This is a genomic window from Bacillus sp. FSL K6-1000, from assembly GCF_038630785.1.
Classification (GTDB): domain Bacteria; phylum Bacillota; class Bacilli; order Bacillales; family Bacillaceae; genus Bacillus; species Bacillus safensis.
In genome coordinates this window covers 1523865-1541163 of record NZ_CP152042.1, presented here as the reverse complement: position 1 = coordinate 1541163, position 17299 = coordinate 1523865, and the positions used below count along the sequence as shown (strand labels likewise).

At 42.7% G+C, this 17299-nt stretch carries 19 protein-coding genes; 1 reads left to right on the top strand and 18 read right to left on the bottom strand.

The window, feature by feature from the left end; genetic code table 11:
* Nucleotides 1-78 precede the first annotated feature (78 nt).
* From rnc to MHI46_RS07775, 11 genes are all read right to left on the bottom strand, one after another.
* Nucleotides 79-822, bottom strand: a complete 744-nt coding sequence (rnc, locus tag MHI46_RS07825; RefSeq protein WP_008344850.1) for a ribonuclease III — start codon at nt 820-822, stop codon at nt 79-81.
* Between the two features lie 181 nt (nt 823-1003).
* On the bottom strand, nt 1004-1237 hold the full coding sequence (gene acpP, locus MHI46_RS07820) for an acyl carrier protein (protein WP_008344853.1): 234 nt from the start codon (nt 1235-1237) through the stop codon (nt 1004-1006).
* 81 nt (nt 1238-1318) lie between these two features.
* Nucleotides 1319-2062, bottom strand: a complete 744-nt coding sequence (fabG, locus tag MHI46_RS07815; RefSeq protein ID WP_039178486.1) for a 3-oxoacyl-[acyl-carrier-protein] reductase — start codon at nt 2060-2062, stop codon at nt 1319-1321.
* Nucleotides 2062-3006 carry an ACP S-malonyltransferase gene (gene fabD, locus MHI46_RS07810; protein WP_047202149.1) on the bottom strand — a complete coding sequence of 315 codons (945 nt, stop codon included), beginning with the start codon at nt 3004-3006 and terminating at the stop codon, nt 2062-2064. Before fabD ends, fabG begins: the two co-directional genes overlap by 1 nt.
* A gap of 15 nt (nt 3007-3021) precedes the next feature.
* Nucleotides 3022-4020 (bottom strand): phosphate acyltransferase PlsX, encoded by a 999-nt coding sequence (gene plsX / locus MHI46_RS07805; protein ID WP_034281756.1) that lies wholly within the window; start codon nt 4018-4020, stop codon nt 3022-3024.
* A 15-nt stretch (nt 4021-4035) separates the two neighbouring features.
* A complete protein-coding gene (fapR, locus tag MHI46_RS07800) occupies nt 4036-4602 on the bottom strand; it encodes a transcription factor FapR (RefSeq protein ID WP_064498433.1) in 567 nt (188 codons plus the stop codon).
* Between the two features lie 112 nt (nt 4603-4714).
* Entirely contained in the window at nt 4715-6763 is a 2049-nt protein-coding gene (recG, locus tag MHI46_RS07795; protein ID WP_064498432.1) for an ATP-dependent DNA helicase RecG, read from the bottom strand.
* Entirely contained in the window at nt 6741-7643 is a 903-nt protein-coding gene (gene sdaAA, locus MHI46_RS07790; protein WP_342503246.1) for an L-serine ammonia-lyase, iron-sulfur-dependent, subunit alpha, read from the bottom strand. Before sdaAA ends, recG begins: the two co-directional genes overlap by 23 nt.
* A gap of 20 nt (nt 7644-7663) precedes the next feature.
* A complete protein-coding gene (gene sdaAB / locus MHI46_RS07785) occupies nt 7664-8326 on the bottom strand; it encodes an L-serine ammonia-lyase, iron-sulfur-dependent subunit beta (RefSeq protein ID WP_024424201.1) in 663 nt (220 codons plus the stop codon).
* Nucleotides 8327-8474: 148 nt separating this feature from the next.
* Complete coding sequence (locus MHI46_RS07780; protein ID WP_342503209.1) at nt 8475-10166, bottom strand: DAK2 domain-containing protein; 1692 nt, start codon at nt 10164-10166, stop codon at nt 8475-8477.
* A gap of 15 nt (nt 10167-10181) precedes the next feature.
* Nucleotides 10182-10544 carry an Asp23/Gls24 family envelope stress response protein gene (locus MHI46_RS07775; RefSeq protein WP_008344871.1) on the bottom strand — a complete coding sequence of 121 codons (363 nt, stop codon included), beginning with the start codon at nt 10542-10544 and terminating at the stop codon, nt 10182-10184.
* A 271-nt stretch (nt 10545-10815) separates the two neighbouring features.
* Between MHI46_RS07775 and rpmB the strand changes: the two genes are divergently transcribed.
* Complete coding sequence (gene rpmB / locus MHI46_RS07770; RefSeq protein ID WP_003212514.1) at nt 10816-11004, top strand: 50S ribosomal protein L28; 189 nt, start codon at nt 10816-10818, stop codon at nt 11002-11004.
* A gap of 69 nt (nt 11005-11073) precedes the next feature.
* Here rpmB and spoVM read toward each other — a convergent pair whose 3' ends face one another.
* From spoVM to rlmN, 7 genes are all read right to left on the bottom strand, one after another.
* Nucleotides 11074-11154: a stage V sporulation protein SpoVM gene (spoVM, locus tag MHI46_RS07765; protein WP_008354550.1), complete on the bottom strand. Its 81-nt coding sequence runs from the start codon at nt 11152-11154 to the stop codon at nt 11074-11076.
* Between the two features lie 71 nt (nt 11155-11225).
* On the bottom strand, nt 11226-11870 hold the full coding sequence (locus MHI46_RS07760) for a thiamine diphosphokinase (protein WP_058837717.1): 645 nt from the start codon (nt 11868-11870) through the stop codon (nt 11226-11228).
* A 60-nt stretch (nt 11871-11930) separates the two neighbouring features.
* Entirely contained in the window at nt 11931-12581 is a 651-nt protein-coding gene (gene rpe / locus MHI46_RS07755) for a ribulose-phosphate 3-epimerase (RefSeq protein ID WP_058837718.1), read from the bottom strand.
* A gap of 3 nt (nt 12582-12584) precedes the next feature.
* The gene (rsgA, locus tag MHI46_RS07750) at nt 12585-13481 is read right to left on the bottom strand and encodes a ribosome small subunit-dependent GTPase A (protein ID WP_342503208.1); all 897 of its coding nucleotides are present in this window, start codon (nt 13479-13481) and stop codon (nt 12585-12587) included.
* A gap of 12 nt (nt 13482-13493) precedes the next feature.
* The gene (gene pknB / locus MHI46_RS07745) at nt 13494-15449 is read right to left on the bottom strand and encodes a Stk1 family PASTA domain-containing Ser/Thr kinase (RefSeq protein ID WP_342503207.1); all 1956 of its coding nucleotides are present in this window, start codon (nt 15447-15449) and stop codon (nt 13494-13496) included.
* A complete protein-coding gene (locus MHI46_RS07740; protein ID WP_029706534.1) occupies nt 15443-16213 on the bottom strand; it encodes a Stp1/IreP family PP2C-type Ser/Thr phosphatase in 771 nt (256 codons plus the stop codon). Before MHI46_RS07740 ends, pknB begins: the two co-directional genes overlap by 7 nt.
* Nucleotides 16214-16216: 3 nt before the next feature.
* Nucleotides 16217-17299: a 23S rRNA (adenine(2503)-C(2))-methyltransferase RlmN gene (gene rlmN / locus MHI46_RS07735; RefSeq protein ID WP_251180737.1), complete on the bottom strand. Its 1083-nt coding sequence runs from the start codon at nt 17297-17299 to the stop codon at nt 16217-16219.

Sequence of the window (17299 nt, the reverse complement as noted above, 5' to 3'; positions counted from 1 at the left end):
GTACTATCATCTTACCATATGAAGTGTAAAAAGATGATGGAAAACAGAGTGAAATCCCCCTGAATAACGAGGGGGATTTTATTGGTTCATATGATGTTTCTGCAATTTAGCAAGTGCTTCCTGTGCAGCGTGCTGTTCTGCTTCTTTTTTAGAGCGTCCATTTCCGATTCCGAGCACTTCACCTCGAAGGGATACATTTGCTTCAAATTCCCGGTTATGTGCAGGGCCTTTTTCATGCAGGATACGGTATTCAAGCACACCTTTTCCATCGCGCTGCACAAATTCTTGCAGCTGGCTTTTAAAGTCCATGACGTGCGAGAACGCTCCATCATTAATTTTCGGATAAACGTACGCTTCTAGGAACCGTTCAACTGGCTCCAGTCCCTGATCTAAATAAAGTGCACCGATAAACGCCTCGAATACGTCAGCTAAGAGTGCTGGGCGTTTTCTGCCGCCTGTCATTTCTTCGCCTTTTCCTAAAAGAACAAGGTCACCGAAGGACAGCTCATGTGCGAGTGATACAAGTGACGGTTCACATACGATCGCCGCTCTTAGTTTCGTTAAATCTCCCTCGCTCATCGCTGGATATTTTGCAAATAAGAATTGAGAGATGGTCAATTCTAAAACAGCATCTCCTAAAAATTCAAGTCTTTCATTGTCCTCGTATGGCTTTTTCCGGTGTTCATTCACATAAGAGGAATGGGTAAAAGCTTGGTATAGAAGCTTTTCATTTTTAAAATGTACAGAAATGCGCTGCTGGAATTCTCTAAATTGCTCTAGTTTTTTGCTCTGTTTCTGTTTGTCTTTATATTGTTTTGGCATAGCAACCTCCAGGTAGGCGTAATCGCCTTTAAGGATACTGATTATATGGAGTCTCTCTTTCTACATGCAGGGAAACATTGCTCCCAGCATCTGAAAAAGGCTGACAATTGATCAGCTGAATGTGTTGAAACTAACATAAATTTTCAAAGTCCCGTCGAAAGTAGACGGGACTTTGTTACGCTTATTGCTGGTTATTTATGTAGTTCACAGCGTCACCGACTGTTGCAATTTTTTCAGCATCTTCGTCAGAAATTTCCATATCGAACTCATCTTCAAGTTCCATAACTAGCTCAACTACATCAAGGGAATCAGCGCCTAAATCTTCTTTAAATGAAGCTTCCATTTTCACGTCAGCCTCATCAACGCCAAGGCGGTCTACAATAATTTTTGATACACGCTCTAATACGTCTGCCATTGCCTTTCACCTCCCCTCAAAGTATTATAGTTGATTCGTTTTTAAAAAACTAGAGAAAACCTAATGAAATTTTGATATTTCTTAGGACATGACCATTCCGCCATCTACTTGGATGGTTTGGCCTGTAATATAACCTGCTCCTTCTGAAGCTAAAAAGACAACGACGTTGCTAATATCTTCAGGTGCACCAAAGCGTGCGAGCGGGATTTGTTTAAGCATTTCCGTCTGTACATTGTCATCAAGCTTGTCTGTCATATCTGTTGAAATAAAGCCTGGTGCTACTGCATTCACTGTAATGTGACGAGTTGCCAGCTCTTTTGCTGTTGTTTTCGTTAATCCGATGACGCCAGCTTTTGCTGCAACATAGTTTGCTTGTCCAGGGTTTCCACACACACCAACGACTGAAGCCAAATTGATGATTCTTCCACTTCTTTGCTTCATCATTTGACGTGTCACGGCTTTTGTACAGTTAAAGACACCTTTTAAGTTTATGTTAATAACATCATCCCATTCATTCTCTTTCATTCTCATGAGCAGGTTGTCCTTTGTAATGCCTGCATTATTCACAAGAATGTCAATTGAACCAAAGGTATCAATCGCTTGTTTCATCATAGCTTGTACTTCTTCAGCATTTGAGACATCAGCTTTCACAGCAAATGCCTGCTGGCCGAGTGCTTTGATTTCATCTACGACTTCATTTGCTTTTGCTTCGTTTCCAGAATAGTTCACGACAACATTTGCACCACTTTTCGCTAGATCGATCGCGATGGAACGGCCAATCCCGCGTGATGCTCCTGTTACAACGGCTGTTTTATTTGTAAGCATCAAGAATCCCCCTTGAGTGTTTGAATGGCTGCTTCAATTGTTTCTTGATCTGAAACGGAAATCGTCGTCAGGCGGCGATTCACTTTTTTCACAAGACCTGAAAGCACTTTGCCAGGACCAATTTCAATAAATGTTGTGACGCCTAGATCAATAAGACGTTCCACACTTTCTTCAAAACGAACTGGAGAATACAGTTGTTCAATGAGCTTTGTCTCAATGTCATCACGAGATGTCACGATGTCTGCTGTTACATTTGAGATGACCGGAGTTTTGGCATCCGCAATATCCAGCTTTGACAAAACATCTGTAAATTTTTCAGCAGCTGGTTTCATTAATGCAGAATGGAAAGGTCCGCTCACTTCAAGAGCAATTGCACGTTTTGCGCCTTTTTCTTTCGCTTTCTCTGAAGCAAGTTCTACCCCTTTTGCTGTACCAGAGATGACGATTTGACCAGGACAGTTTAAGTTAGCGAGCTCTACAAGGTGACCGCTTTCTGTCACTTCTTTTGTCACTTCGACAAGTGCCGCTTTGTCTAAGCCGAGAATCGCTGCCATGGCGCCTTCTCCTGCTGGAACAGCTTCATTCATTAATTCTCCGCGCTTTCTGACTGCATAAACAGCATCTTTAAACGAAAGTGCGCCTGCTGCAACGAGGGCAGTGTATTCGCCAAGACTGTGTCCTGCTGCATAATCTGCTTTGATTCCGCTCTCTTCAAATTTCTTTAAGATGGCGATACTTGTCGTTAAAAGAGCTGGCTGCGCGTTATAAGTGAGCGTCAGTTCTTCTGCATCCCCTTCAAAAATCATAGAAGATAAATCAAACCCGAGGGTGTTGTCTGCTTCTTCAAATACAGCTTTAGATACTGCTTCTTGGTCAAATAAATCTTTTCCCATGCCAATTTTTTGAGAGCCTTGGCCAGGGAATAAAAATGCAATTTTAGTCATGCTGCTTTACCTCCATTAAGACTCATTCGTCGTTTCTTTTTGGACTTCTTGATGAATGATAGCTGAAACGTCTTTTTCGACGATATCACGTGCCTGACGAATTGCATGGAAAATGGCATTTTCATCAGAGGAGCCGTGCGCTTTAATAACAGGTGCCTTTAAACCAAATAAAGCGGCACCGCCATATTCAGAGTAATCCATTTTAGATTTCATCTGCATCAATTTCGGCTTCATCATGCCTGCTGCTATTTTTGCTGTGAAACTGGATGTTAATGTTTCTTTCAGCATTTTAAAGACAGAAAGGGCTGTGCCTTCAATTGTTTTAAGCGCAATATTTCCTGTGAAACCATCTGTGACAACAACGTCAGCAACACCTTCTAATAAGTCACGGGACTCTACATTTCCTACGAAATTCAAGTCTGATGCTTTTAATAATTCAAAGGTTTTTTTCGTTAAATCGTTGCCTTTTTTATCTTCTGTTCCTACATTTAACAGTCCAACACGCGGATTGCTCTTTGGGAAGACACGCTCTGCGTAGATGGATCCCATCATGGCATATTGCACGAGATGTTCTGGTTTTGCATCAACGTTGGCACCAACATCTAGTAATAAGAAGCCGCTGCCATCCAGTGTTGGCAAAGTTGGGGCAAGGGCTGGTCTGTCAATACCGTCAATTCTGCCTACGATAAACAGCCCAGCTGTCATGAGGGCACCGGTATTTCCTGCTGAGATGCAGGCATCTGCTCGTCCCTCGGAAACTTCCTGCGCCATTTTCACCATAGATGAATCCTTTTTACGTCTGACTGCACGCACTGGTTCATCCGTCGGTTCAATGACTTCTTTTGCATCTAAAATCGTGATGCGATCGTTGTTTGTTATGTATGGTTTGATTTTGTTTTCATCGCCGACAAGTGTAATCTCGATATCTGAAAATGCTGTTAAGCTTTTTTGCACACCGTCAATAATGGCTTTAGGGGCATGATCTCCCCCCATTGCATCGACTGCAATTCTCATATTACGTGCCACCTTTTACTTTTGTTTTGAGCGATACATGACGAAGTCACCTGAGAAGACAACTTCCTCACCAACATAGCTGCTTACTTCAACTACGGTTCTTCCTTTTTCTTTATCATGTGAGGCTACTTTGGCTTTAGAGACGACTCTTTCGCCTTGTTTCACCTGCCTTGTAAACCTGATATTCGCTTTTGCTGTCAAAGCCAGTTCATCGTCAATGACGGCAACTGCCAGCGAATTTGCCTGGGCGAAGAGATGATGTCCCCTGGCAATTTGGTTGCGGCTGAATACATGCTCTTTTCTCACTTCTAAAATGGAAATGGCTTGGTCATCAAGTTCTACATCAATCATTTCTCCAATCACTTCATCCAGTGGAAGTGATTTTACTTCATCCTCTAATGTCTTTTCGGCCACATGCTTAATTCTTTCGCGTAATTCAGGGATCGACAGCTCTAAACGATCAAGACGAACCGTTTGTATGCTGACACCGAATTTACTTGCCAATTCTTCATCAGTAATGAATGGAGTCGAGCTGATCGTTTGCTGGAGGAGCTTTTGACGTTCTTTTTTATTTAGTTTCATATGCAGACACCATCCGTACATTTATGACTAGGTACTAATAGTAGTATATAATCTCATAGATGATAAATCAATCCTTGTTTCAAAAAGACAAGAAAATTCCTCCAGCGTTTGATCAGCTTAATTTATCTCCTCCCAGCACACCGCTGTCTATCAGCGTTTGCCGGAGTTCTTTGTATTCGGGATCAGTCCAAAAGGCGTCCGATTGGACAAGGTCTGCCGCATCTTTTCTAGCCGTTTCCAGCGCTCTATAGTCGTGAACCATATCTGCTACCTTAAATTCGGGCATCCCGCTTTGTTTTTTACCGAAGAAGTCGCCGGGCCCTCTTAGTTCTAAGTCCTTTTCAGACAGCTCAAAGCCATCGGTTGTTTCGGACATGATCCGCATCCGCTCTTTTCCCGTTTCTGACTTTGGATCAGCCATTAAAATACAAAATGATTGATGCTCTCCCCGGCCGACCCGCCCTCTTAGCTGATGAAGCTGAGACAATCCGAAGCGGTCTGCATCATAAATAACCATGATGGTTGCATTCGGCACGTTGACCCCGACTTCAACGACTGTGGTTGAAACAAGAATTTGCACTTCATTTGCGGTAAAGGCTCTCATGACTTGATCTTTTTCATCACTTGCCAGTTTCCCATGCATTAAACCGATTGACCATTTACCGCGGTATGCTTCAGTCAGCATGCTATGGACATCAAGCGCATTTTGGACATCAAGCTTGTCTGATTCTTCAATGAGCGGACAAATAATATATGCCTGTCTGCCTTTTCTCAGCTCTTTATCCACAAAAGCAAGAATTCTCTCAAGCATGTCATGCTTCACCCAATACGTTTCGATTTGTTTTCTGCCAGCTGGCAATTCATCAATGACGGATACGTCCATTTCTCCAAAGACAGTGATCGCAAGTGTTCGTGGAATAGGTGTAGCAGTCATAAACAAGACATCCGGATCCTGCCCTTTACTTCGCAGTTTTTTCCGCTGCTCTACGCCAAACCGGTGCTGCTCATCTGTGATGACTAGACCGAGCTGCTGAAATTCGACTTCGTCTTGGATGAGTGCGTGGGTACCGACTAAAATGTCAATCTCGCCTTCTTTTAGACGTTCAAGCAATTCTCTGCGGCGCTTTCCTTTCACAGAGCTTGTCAAAAGGGCGATATTCAGTCCCCATTTTTCAAACAGCTGGTAAAGCGAATCCGCATGCTGTTCTGCTAAAATTTCTGTTGGGACCATTAATGCACCTTGAAAACCTGATAAATGAGCGGCATAAAGCGCAATGGCTGCAACAGCTGTTTTCCCTGAACCTACATCTCCTTGAAGCAGACGGTTCATTCGATATGGAGACGCCATGTCTGACATGATTTCATCAAGCACTCTTGATTGTGCCTTCGTCAGTGGAAATGGCAGGCTGTGAACAAACTCAAAAACAGCCTCTTTGGAAAACGGATGCTGGATGCCTGATGTTCTCTCTCGTTCTTTCTTTCTAATCGCCTGCATCTTCAGCTGAAAGATGAGAAATTCTTCGTACACAAAACGTCGTCTTGATTGCTTGAGCGAGTCTCTTGTCTCTGGGAGATGAATGGTTTTTAACGCTTCCTGATAGGACATGAGCTTATAAGCAGAGACAAGCTGCTTTGGCAATGGATCTTCAGCTTTGTCTACATAAAGTGACAAGGCTTGTTTCACAAAGCGTCTCATCATTTTCACGGTCACATTTTCTTTTACTGAATAAACGGGCTCTATACTGCCATCTTGCTCGTGCGTTCCTTTTTTAAATTCCTGGACCATGATAGATTGGCGGTTTTTATCCCATTTTCCTGTGACGGAAACTGTATCACCTAACACAAGGTTTCGTTTTAAATATGGACGATTGAAACAAATCGCTGTAATGAGAAAACGCCCGACAAGCAGCCTGAATGTCAGCCTGCTTCGTTTTTTTCCATAATAGGTGAGAACGGGCTCACTATGTACTTTCCCTTCAACTGTGACTCGTTCGTCATGCCTTACTTCTTCTAAGTTACGAAGCTCATAGTCGTCATATCGATAAGGAAAGTAGCCGAGTAAATCGGCTACTGTGTAGATTCCAAGTTCATTGAGTGTTTTTTCGGTTTCCTCTCCAATCCCCTTCAGGACAGAGACATTATCTTGCAGTTTCTGTATCACGAAATGAGGTCACACCTCCGAAAATCTTCTTTTCAAGCTCTCTTGCTGTCGGTGTCGCAGCGAGTCCGCCTTGTGCTGTTTCACGAAGAGCTGTTGGCATCGTTTGACCGATCTTGTACATCGCATCAATGACTTCATCACAAGGAATGCGGCTAGTGATGCCGGCAAGCGCCATGTCTGCTGCGATCATAGCGTTAGATGCACCCATTGCATTTCGTTTCACGCACGGCACTTCGACAAGTCCTGCTACTGGATCGCAAACAAGTCCAAGCATATTTTTGAGTGTAATCGCCATCGCTTCTGCAGATTGCTGCGGTGTACCGCCTGCCATTTCGACAATAGCTGCTGCTGCCATACCTGATGCAGAACCTACCTCTGCCTGACAGCCGCCTGCTGCACCAGAAATGCTGGCGTTATTCGCCACAACAAAACCAAATGCGCCAGAAGTAAACAGGAATCTGACCATTTGTTCCTTTGTTGGCTTTAATGTTTCTTTTACTGCAAATAACGTACCTGGTACAACACCTGCTGAGCCTGCTGTAGGCGTTGCACAAATGGTTCCCATTGCGGCATTGACTTCATTTGTTGCAACAGCCTTACTAACAGCATCTAATATTGTATGACCAGACAGCGTTTTGCCTGATGCGATATAGGCTTGAAGTTTGACTGCATCTCCGCCTGTTAACCCTGATAATGATTTCACACCCTTCAGCCCGTTTTCAACAGCCTGCTCCATCACTTCTAGGTTGCGGTACATCTGGGAGAAAATTTCTTCACGTGACTTCCCTGTCACTTCCATTTCTTGCACAATCATAATTTCTGAAATGGAGGTATTCCGTTCTTCTGTTAGCTGCACGAGTTCTTTGACGTTTTTAAACATCATTCATAACCTCCTTGTTGTTACTCTGCAATTTGTGTGACTTGAATAATGTTTGGCAGCGTTTCAAGCTCTGATAGGACAGCTGGGTCAATATTTTGATCCACTTCAATTGTCATCAGTGCCTCTTGCCCGACATCTTTACGCGCTACTTCCATATGACCGATGTTAATGGCGAATTTCGCTAATACATTGGCAACTGCCGCAATCGTCCCGTAGCGATCGTTATGAACCACAAGAATGGCAGGATGATTCCCTGAAAGCCTGAGCTCAAAGCCATTTAATTCTGTGATTTCAATTTTACCTCCGCCGATGGAAATGCCGATTAATTCAAGGCTTCCGTTCGCATCTGAAATCTCTACTTTTGCTGTATTTGGATGCGCCGGCACTGCCTCTTCTTCTTTAAATTCAATATCGATCTCTTTGCTTTTAGCAATATCGATCGCTGTTTTGATTCGTTCATCAAATGTATCAAAGTCAAGAACACCGCCGATAATGGCGACATCTGTACCATGCCCTTTATACGTATCTTTAAAGGAACCATAAAATGAAACGACAATTCGTTTCGGCTCTCTTCCAAATAAGCTGCGAGCTACTCTCCCGATACGAGCCGCACCCGCTGTGTGCGAACTTGATGGCCCAATCATGACAGGTCCAATAATATCAAACACACTTCTAAATTTCATAGGTCTTCCCCTCTCATCACCACTCACGTATGGTTTGGTTCTTTCTTTAGACTAATGGATTCATTCGTTTCCCGCAACTCATTTCACCGTGGAATGGCTAGTAAAAAATTGCAAAAGAAGAAGAAGGGCTTTATTTGCCCTTCTTTCGTTATTCAATCGCCAAAATATATGAATAAAGCGGCTGTTTTCCATCGTGGACTTCAACTTCTACATCTTCAAATGTTTCTTCAATAAAGGCTTGTAACGCATCCATTTCATCAGATGATGCATCTTCCCCTTTAATGATGGTGACAATCTCATCATCTTCTGTCACCATTTTGGCGAGAAGTTCTTTTGCTGCATCTAATTGATTTTTCGCTGTTAAGGTGATTTTCCCGTTGAACAGACCCATATAGTCACCTTTCGCAATGTCGATTCCATCAATTTGGGTATCTCTCACTGCAAAGGTAATTTGCCCGCTTTTCACATGGTCAATCGCTTCTAGCATCGCTCTTTCGTTATCTTCATTTGAAGCTGCTTCATTGAGAGAAAGAAGTGCCGACATTCCTTGAGGAACGGTCTTCGTCGGAATGACAACGACCTCACGGTTTGAGACAGTTGCCGCCTGTTTAGCTGCCATGACAATATTAGAATTATTAGGTAAGATAAAGACGGTTTCGGCATGTACGCTTTCTATTGCTGTGACAATGTCTTCTGTGCTCGGATTCATCGTCTGCCCGCCTTCAATGACGACGGAAGCTCCGATGCTTTTGAACAAGTCAGCAATTCCTTCTCCCATTGCGACACTGACGACACCAAAGCGCTGTTTTTCAGCAGCAGGTGCTTTTGGTGCAGCAGGTGCTTTTGGTGCAGCAGGTGCATGTTCTCTTTCTTCGTTTACGATTGAGCTATGCTGCTCTCTCATGTTTTCAATTTTCATATTAATCAAGCTGCCGTAGCGCTGTGCATATGATAAAACATCTCCCGGCTGCTCTGCATGAATATGAACTTTCGCAAGTGTATCGTCAGACACTACAAGAAGTGAATCTCCGAATTCACTTAAGTCTTCTCTGAAGGCATTCTCATCAAAGGACTGTTTGTCTTCTTCAAATTTCACCATAAATTCAGTACAATAGCCAAATTCGATATCTTCTGTGTTCATATGGCTTTGCGCACTTTTATGATGCTCTGCACTGACAAGTTCTTTTAGCGTCGGTAAAGAAGCAGCTTTAGGAGGAAGCTCTTCTCCTCTTAATGAAGCAAGGAAACCTTCATATACGCATAGAAGTCCTTTACCTCCACTATCGACAACACCCACTTCTTTTAAGACAGGAAGCAGATCTGGCGTTCGATCAAGTGATGCTCTTGCTTCCTCAATCGTTAACTCTAGAACGCGGTCAATTTGATCTTCTGCCGCTGAAACAGCAACCGCTTTCTTTGCTGCATCCTTTGCAACCGTTAAGATGGTTCCTTCAATTGGTTTCATCACGGCTTTATATGCTGTATCAACACCCGCCTGTAAGGCAAGAGCAAATTCTTTTGCATCAATCGTTTCTTTTTGTTCAATATGTTTACTGAAACCTCTAAAGAGCTGTGACAGGATCACGCCTGAGTTTCCTCTTGCGCCCATCAATAACCCTTTCGAGAGAGCCACGCCGACCTTCCCAATATGATCGGTATTTGTTTCTTCAACTGCTTTTGCCCCTGAAGTCATCGACAAATTCATATTTGTCCCCGTGTCTCCGTCTGGCACTGGAAAAACATTTAACGCATCCACAATTTGTGCGTTTTGAGAAAGATGGTGAGCACCTGCAAGAATCATTTTTGCAAATGAGCGGCCATCAAGATTTCTAATAGACAATATATTTCCTCCTTACTACGGGTTCGTAACTTTTACTCCTTGTACATAAATGTTGACCGAGTCAACAGAAAGTCCAATTGTGTGATGAATCGTGTATTTGACTTTCGTTTGAACATTATGTGCGACTTCTGATATTTTTGTACCGTAGCTGACGATGATGTACATATCAATATGAATGCGGTCTTCTTTTTGACGCACAAGAACACCCCGGCTGAAGTTCTCTTTGCGGAGAATATCCGTCAAGCCGTCCTTGATTTGATTTTTGGACGCCATGCCAACAATACCATAGCAATCGATCGCAGCGCCTCCTGCCACCATTGCAATGACTTCATTTGATATATCAATTTGTCCGTATTTCGTTCTAAGTTCAATGGACACATTGGTTCCCCCTTTTTGAGAAATTGCCCTGAGTTATCACTATTTTACTATAAGACCCTTCTTTTTAAAAGAAATCATTCAATCCGACCCAATCCTACTTATACTATAGCCTTGATTTTTTATCAAGATGTCAAGGTATTTTTCTTGAAAGAGGAGTAAACAATCCTTGCAAACCCCTTGAAGCTGTGGTAAATTATTAAAGTATCTTGAGGCATCTCTAAGTACGTATATGAAGAATATGATGATGTTTTCGCAGTTAGGAGGGAAACAAATGGCACGTAAATGCGTTATTACAGGCAGAAAAACAAAAGCTGGGAACAACCGTTCTCACGCAATGAACTCTACAAAACGTACATGGGGCGCGAACCTTCAAAAAGTTCGTATTCTAGTGGACGGTAAGCCTAAAAGAGTATATGTATCAGCTCGAGCTTTGAAATCTGGTAAAGTTGAGCGTGTATAAGCAAGAGTAAACGCCTGCTACAATAAACTGTAGCAGGCGTTTTTATGTGGAAATAAAGGAGATTACTCATTAATCTTTTTTAAATGAACCAAGCATCGCACGGACAATGCCGCCAAGAAATCTAGGCAGTTTGATTGTATAAAATTTCATTTTGTCCCCCTCCTAAAAGTACCGCTTGCAGCACAATTGAGCTTAATCAGCCATCCACATTGATAGGTTGGTCAATCTTTGCTTCTTACCATTATTAATATGCCTTCATGAAAAGAAAAAGTACCATTTGAGTGGATGAGTTCGTTACTAATACATAGTGTGGAACCAGGCTCAATATGACAATTTTTCAGAGGATATTTGAAACCTTTTAATGTCAGCTTTTCAACCGATGTACCAAAGGGCAGAAACGACACATATTTTTTATCAGGGTCTTCTTTGATTTCGTATGTACCAGGCCCAAACATTTGAATGATATTTTGTTTATCTACAAGAGTCATGTTCTGCTTGTGCTGAATGCCTTGATATAGAAGGTGAATATTTCCTAGAAAATGATCAGCCCTTCCTCCTGTAATGCCGTAGATGTAAATATGCGCTGGATGCTGGCGCATGGCCCAGTTCAGCGCAAGCTCTAAATCGGTTTCATCCTTTTCAGCCTGAAATACATTCAAGGCAGGCAATTTCTTTTTCAGCTCACAAAGCTCTTCTTCTGTCACACTGTCAAAATCACCAAAAGCCTTGGCAGGCATGATGCCATGCTCTAGTAAAAAGAGCGTTCCCCGGTCTACACCAACCCAGAGAATATCATCCTGTGATGCTTCATGTTCAAGGGGCGGAATGTATTCAAAAGGACCGCCGGCTACGATATGTATGTGCATGATATACGCTCCTCTCCATGTAAAAAGAACCAAAGATCAGAGTGACTTTGGTTCCTTTTTTTACGCTTCTCGAATGGCCTGAATAGCAGCTGCACGGTTGTCTTTACCGTATACAGCTGAGCCGGCCACAAGTAAATTAGCGCCCGCCTCTTTACAGCTCTTTGCAGTCTCTACATTGACACCGCCGTCTATTTCTATGAGTAAGTCTGATAAGCCCTTTTGTTTACTAAGGGACTTCACTTCTTTTACCTTCGTGAGGACAGAAGGAATAAACGCCTGTCCGCCAAAACCAGGATTCACCGTCATGAATAAGACAAGGTCTACATCCTCTAATACATGCTCAATCTGAGAAACAGGTGTGTGCGGGTTCAAGACGACACCTGCTTTTACACCTTGTTCTTTTATGTGCTGTATCGTTCGGTGCAAGTGCGGACAAGCCTCAACATGGACAGAAATAATGTCAGCACCTGCTTTGGCGAATGCAGGAATATACCGGTCTGGCTGCTCAATCATTAAGTGAACATCAAGCGGCAGCTTTGTATGCGGTCTGATTGCTTCCACAACATTCGGCCCAAATGTGATATTCGGTACAAAATGGCCGTCCATCACATCGATATGAATGTAATCCGCTCCGCCTTGTTCCACATCACGGATATCTTTCTCCAAATTGGCGAAATCTGCTGATAAAATGGAAGGGGCAATATAAACCATGATTTAGTACCTCGGCTTTCTGTCTTTGATTTCAGTTAAAAACTCTAAATAATGCTGATAGCGATACTCTTTGATTTGCTCTTGTTCGACCGCATCTTTTACCGCACAGCCTGGCTCTTTCACGTGCAGGCAGCCTCTAAACTTACAATCTGCACTCCGCTCTTTGATTTCTAAAAAGTAAAGACCTAAATCTTCCGCTTCGATGCCGGTAAATTCGAGTGAGCTAAAGCCTGGTGTATCTGCAATAAGCCCTTCTGCTGTACGAATGAGTTCGACATGTCTAGTCGTATGTTTTCCTCTTCCAAGATGGGAGGAAATATCATTGGTTTTCAGCGCCAGATCAGGACTCATCGCATTTAAAAGGGAGGACTTGCCTACACCAGACTGACCAGCAAATACAGTGATCTTATTGTGAAAATGCGGGGTCAGCTTTTCAATTCCGTCTCCCTCGATCGTGGATGTTAAATGAACATCATATCCAATGTGTCGATAGTCCTCTGCATAGCCTTGAATACTTTCACGCTCTTCATCTGTTTTCAATAAGTCCACTTTTGTGATACAGATAATCGGCTCAATATCATTTGCTTCTACAAGCACTAGAAATCTGTCTAAAAGCGATGTGCTAAAGGTTGGTTCTGTCGCAGAGAAAACGAGCACCGCTTGATCGACGTTACTAATAGGCGGACGAACAAGTTCGTTTGTCCGCTCTTTTACTTCTAATAAGTAGCCTTCTTTATCGTTGTCTGCTTGATACACAACATAATCTCCAACAAGAGGTGTGATTTTGTTTTTTCGAAAAATACCTCTTGCTCTGCACTGAATCACTTTTCCACTTTCTAAAGACTCATCGAGCACATAATAAAATCCGCTTAATGCTTTAATAATTTTGCCCTCAGGCATAAAGTCCCTCCTTTATTCATCTTCAGGGTATTCAATTGTTTTAGAGCTTACGACTTTATCATCAACCGTCACTTGATAGTATCCTTTTTGACCTGGTTCAATCTTAAATTTAATGGTCCGTTCGGTTGGTGCAGTGATGTTAAAGGTTTCATATGAATCAGAAATGCTATGCTCAGCATCGTCAATGGAAATCTGAACGGTCATCTCTTGCCCTTCTGTTACTGGTTCATACGGGATGGCAATCTTCTCAGTCACTGTTTTAGCCGGTTTTTTCTTCGGCCCGAGTGAGAATGTGATCTTAACCGTATCACCTGGTTTCACAGCAGTACCTGCTCCTGGCTCCTGTTTCATCACTTCACCTTTTGGCACATCATCAGAATACGCTTCTTTTTCATCAAGCTTTAATCCGTTATCCTCTAAATAATTCGATGCAGCCTGTTTACTATATGTCGTTAAATCTCGCAAAGTAATATCGGCAGGACCTATGCTGACCGTCAACGTCACTTCTTCATCTGCTGCCACAAGCTCAGTACTCGCTGAAGGTTTCTGTTCCATGACAATCCCAGATTCGGTGTCATTATCATTTACTTCCTCCACAACAACTTGCTTAAACCCTTTTTTCTCTAATAATTCTTTTGCTTTATCGACCTTTTCACCTGTTACATCAGGTAATTCGGTCTTTTCCTTGCCCGTACTTTGATAAAGCTGAATTTCGGTTCCTTCTTTTACCTTTGTGCCGATTTTCGGGTCTGTTTTGACGATAAACCCTTTTTCAATTTTTTCATCAGCGATCTCAATTGGATCAGAGGCGACAGTAAAGCCAGCGTTTTTCAAGGTATCCTCGGCTTTATCAATCGTCATGCCAGATACATCAGTGACTTCCACATCTTTTGGAAAAAGCAGTCCCGGAAACACAGTGATGGCTAAAATGGTCGCAGCAGTCAGAATAAATAGGATGGATGCCACAATCCAAGGCCATTTTTTCCGTTTCTTTTTCGGCTTTTGTTTCTCTTTTTTCTTCGGTTTTTGCACTGGATGGACAGCTGTTTTTTCATTGTCTTGATCGACTTGATGATCTTGAATGATTGGGATCGCTTTCGTTGCTTCATGATCTTCTTCAATCACAAAGCGTTTTTCTTTTAGTCTTGAAGGGTCGAAAGCAGTTTGTAAATCTTTTTGCATTTCAGATGCATCTTCATATCGATAAAAAGGATCTTTGGCCATCGCCTTTAAAATGATGTTTTCCACGCTTTGTGGAACAGAAGGATTCCACCTTCTCACAGATGGCGGCTCTGATTGCAAATGCTTCAGCGCAACACTGACAGCTGATTCCCCTTCAAATGGCATGCGTCCAGAAATGAGTTCATAGAGCACAATGCCAAGTGAATAGATGTCTGATTTTTTCGTCGCAAGACCTCCGCGTGCTTGTTCTGGAGACAAATAGTGCACGGATCCTAGGACCGAATTTGTGTGGGTGATGGTCGCTGAGCTCAGTGCTATGGCAATCCCGAAATCAGTGACTTTAATATTCCCCATGTTGTCTATTAATATATTGTGAGGCTTAATGTCCCGGTGGACGAGCTGTTTCGCATGGGCTTCTTCCATTGCGGCAACGACTTGCTCCATAATGCGAACGGCTTCTTTCGGATGAAGCGGGCCATTGGCGTGTATGTATTCTTTTAGCGTCATCCCCTCGACATATTCCATGACAATATAATAAATGTCATCTTCTTCCCCTACATCGTAGATGCTGACAATATTTGAATGATCTAAGCTTGCGGCTGATTGCGCCTCGCGCCGGAAACGTCTAATAAAATCATCATCGCTTGCAAAGTCAAAGCGCAAAATTTTAATCGCGACTTCGCGATCTAAAATCATATCCTCCGCCAAATAAACGTTTGCCATTCCGCCTCCGCCTATGACGCGAAGAATCTGATAACGGCCGCTGATCCGTTTTCCGATCAACACTTGCTGTCACCCTCCTCTGGCTGGGAGGAGATTTCTAACAATACTGCTGTAATGTTATCTTCACCGCCGTTGTCATTCGCTGTTTGGATTAATGCTGTTACTTTTTCATCTGGTGCGGTCGTTTGGTTTAAAATATGAATCAAATTCTCTTCTTCTACTTTATTTGATAATCCATCTGAGCAAAGCAGGATTTGATCTCCTGGGTCCACTTCAAAAGTATGTGCATCGATTTGAACGTGTTTATCTGTTCCCAATGCTTTTGTCAGCACATTTTTTCTTGGATGATATTCTGCATCCTCTTTAGAAATTTCACCTGTTTTCACAAGCTCATTTACAAGTGAATGGTCATCTGTTAGCTGGGTCAGTGCTCCTTCTCTTAGCAAGTAGCAGCGGCTGTCTCCAATATGGGCAATTGTGACCGTTTGCAAATGAACGAGCGCACAAACAATGGTTGTCCCCATTCCTTGGCACTCCTCATTGTTTTTCGCATGTTCATATACTTGATCATTAATGTCACTAATTTTTGAGATTAACCAGCTTTCTTGCTCTGCTGGTTTTGCTGGGATTGAAGATGTTTCTTCCCAGTATTCTTTTAAAGAAGAGACGGCCATCCTGCTGGCGACATCACCAGCAAGATGACCTCCCATTCCATCAGCTACAACAGCTAGAAGGGTGTCTTCTTTTGCTTCAAAAATACCTGCATCATCTTCATTATGCTGACGGACTTTTCCTGTATCGGTTTGAAAGGCTGCCCTTATCAACATTCGTCACCTCGTCTCTTCCTGACGCTCCTTCGCTCTTAGCTGACCGCAAGCAGCATCAATATCATGGCCTTGCTCTCGTCTAATCGTTACGTTTACGCCGCGTTCTTTCAGCGTTTTTTCAAATAGGAAGATTTGTTCTCTCGGTGTTCTTACATAATCCCTTTCCGGTACATAGTTCACCGGAATGAGGTTCACGTGGCACTTGATTCCTTTTAATAAGTCTGCAAGCTCTTCTGCATGATGAACTTGATCATTTACTCCGCCAAACAGGCCGTATTCAAAGCTTACACGTCTTCCTGTTTTTTGAATGTAATATTCAATGGCTTCCATTAATTTCGGCAGTTTATATGCCTTATTGATCGGCATTAGACGGCTTCTGATTTCTGTGTTTGGTGCATGCAGGGAGACAGCAAAATTGATTTGCATTTGCTCATCAGCGAATTGATAGATCTTTGGAATGATTCCGCTTGTCGACACTGTAATATGACGCGCGCCAATATTTAAGCCGTTGTCATGGTTGATGATTTTAAGGAAGGCAAGCATTTCGTCAAAGTTATCAAACGGTTCTCCAATTCCCATGATAACAACCGAGCTGACTCTCTCATCTGTTTCGTCAAGTGCCTGTTGCACTTTCAATACTTGAGCAACGATTTCTCCTGCTTCAAGGTTTCGTTTTAACCCGCCAAGTGTAGATGCACAGAATGTACAGCCAATTCGGCAGCCAACCTGAGTTGTAACACAGACAGAGTTTCCGTATTCGTGGCGCATCAACACTGTTTCAATGGTATAGCCATCATGTAATTCAAATAAAAATTTGATCGTTCCGTCTTGAGACGTTTGTTTGATCACGGTTTTTAATGTGGTGATCGCAAATTGATTTTTTAATTTTTCTCTTAAATCCTTTGAAAGGTTAGACATATCGTCAAAGGACGTCACACGTTTCTCATAAAGCCACTCGAAAATTTGAGCTGCGCGGAAAGGCTTTTCGCCTTGTTCTTTTAACCATTCTTTCATTTCGTGAAGTTCAAATGAGTAGATCGACGGCATTTCTGTCTTCAGTTCTTTTCTTACTCTTTGTTCTGTCAT

Coding starts and splice junctions, on each gene's coding strand:
- rnc (WP_008344850.1), bottom strand. CDS start 822: ATGCCAAAACAATATAAAGACAAACAGAAACAGAGCAAAAAACTAGAG.
- acpP (WP_008344853.1), bottom strand. CDS start 1,237: ATGGCAGACGTATTAGAGCGTGTATCAAAAATTATTGTAGACCGCCTT.
- fabG (WP_039178486.1), bottom strand. CDS start 2,062: ATGCTTACAAATAAAACAGCCGTTGTAACAGGAGCATCACGCGGGATT.
- fabD (WP_047202149.1), bottom strand. CDS start 3,006: ATGACTAAAATTGCATTTTTATTCCCTGGCCAAGGCTCTCAAAAAATT.
- plsX (WP_034281756.1), bottom strand. CDS start 4,020: ATGAGAATTGCAGTCGATGCAATGGGGGGAGATCATGCCCCTAAAGCC.
- fapR (WP_064498433.1), bottom strand. CDS start 4,602: ATGAAACTAAATAAAAAAGAACGTCAAAAGCTCCTCCAGCAAACGATC.
- sdaAA (WP_342503246.1), bottom strand. CDS start 7,643: ATGTTTAAAAACGTCAAAGAACTCGTGCAGCTAACAGAAGAACGGAAT.
- sdaAB (WP_024424201.1), bottom strand. CDS start 8,326: ATGAAATTTAGAAGTGTGTTTGATATTATTGGACCTGTCATGATTGGG.
- rpmB (WP_003212514.1), top strand. CDS start 10,816: ATGGCACGTAAATGCGTTATTACAGGCAGAAAAACAAAAGCTGGGAAC.
- spoVM (WP_008354550.1), bottom strand. CDS start 11,154: ATGAAATTTTATACAATCAAACTGCCTAGATTTCTTGGCGGCATTGTC.
- MHI46_RS07760 (WP_058837717.1), bottom strand. CDS start 11,870: ATGCACATACATATCGTAGCCGGCGGTCCTTTTGAATACATTCCGCCC.
- rpe (WP_058837718.1), bottom strand. CDS start 12,581: ATGGTTTATATTGCCCCTTCCATTTTATCAGCAGATTTCGCCAATTTG.
- rsgA (WP_342503208.1), bottom strand. CDS start 13,481: ATGCCTGAGGGCAAAATTATTAAAGCATTAAGCGGATTTTATTATGTG.
- MHI46_RS07740 (WP_029706534.1), bottom strand. CDS start 16,213: ATGTTGATAAGGGCAGCCTTTCAAACCGATACAGGAAAAGTCCGTCAG.
- rlmN (WP_251180737.1), bottom strand. CDS start 17,299: ATGACAGAACAAAGAGTAAGAAAAGAACTGAAGACAGAAATGCCGTCG.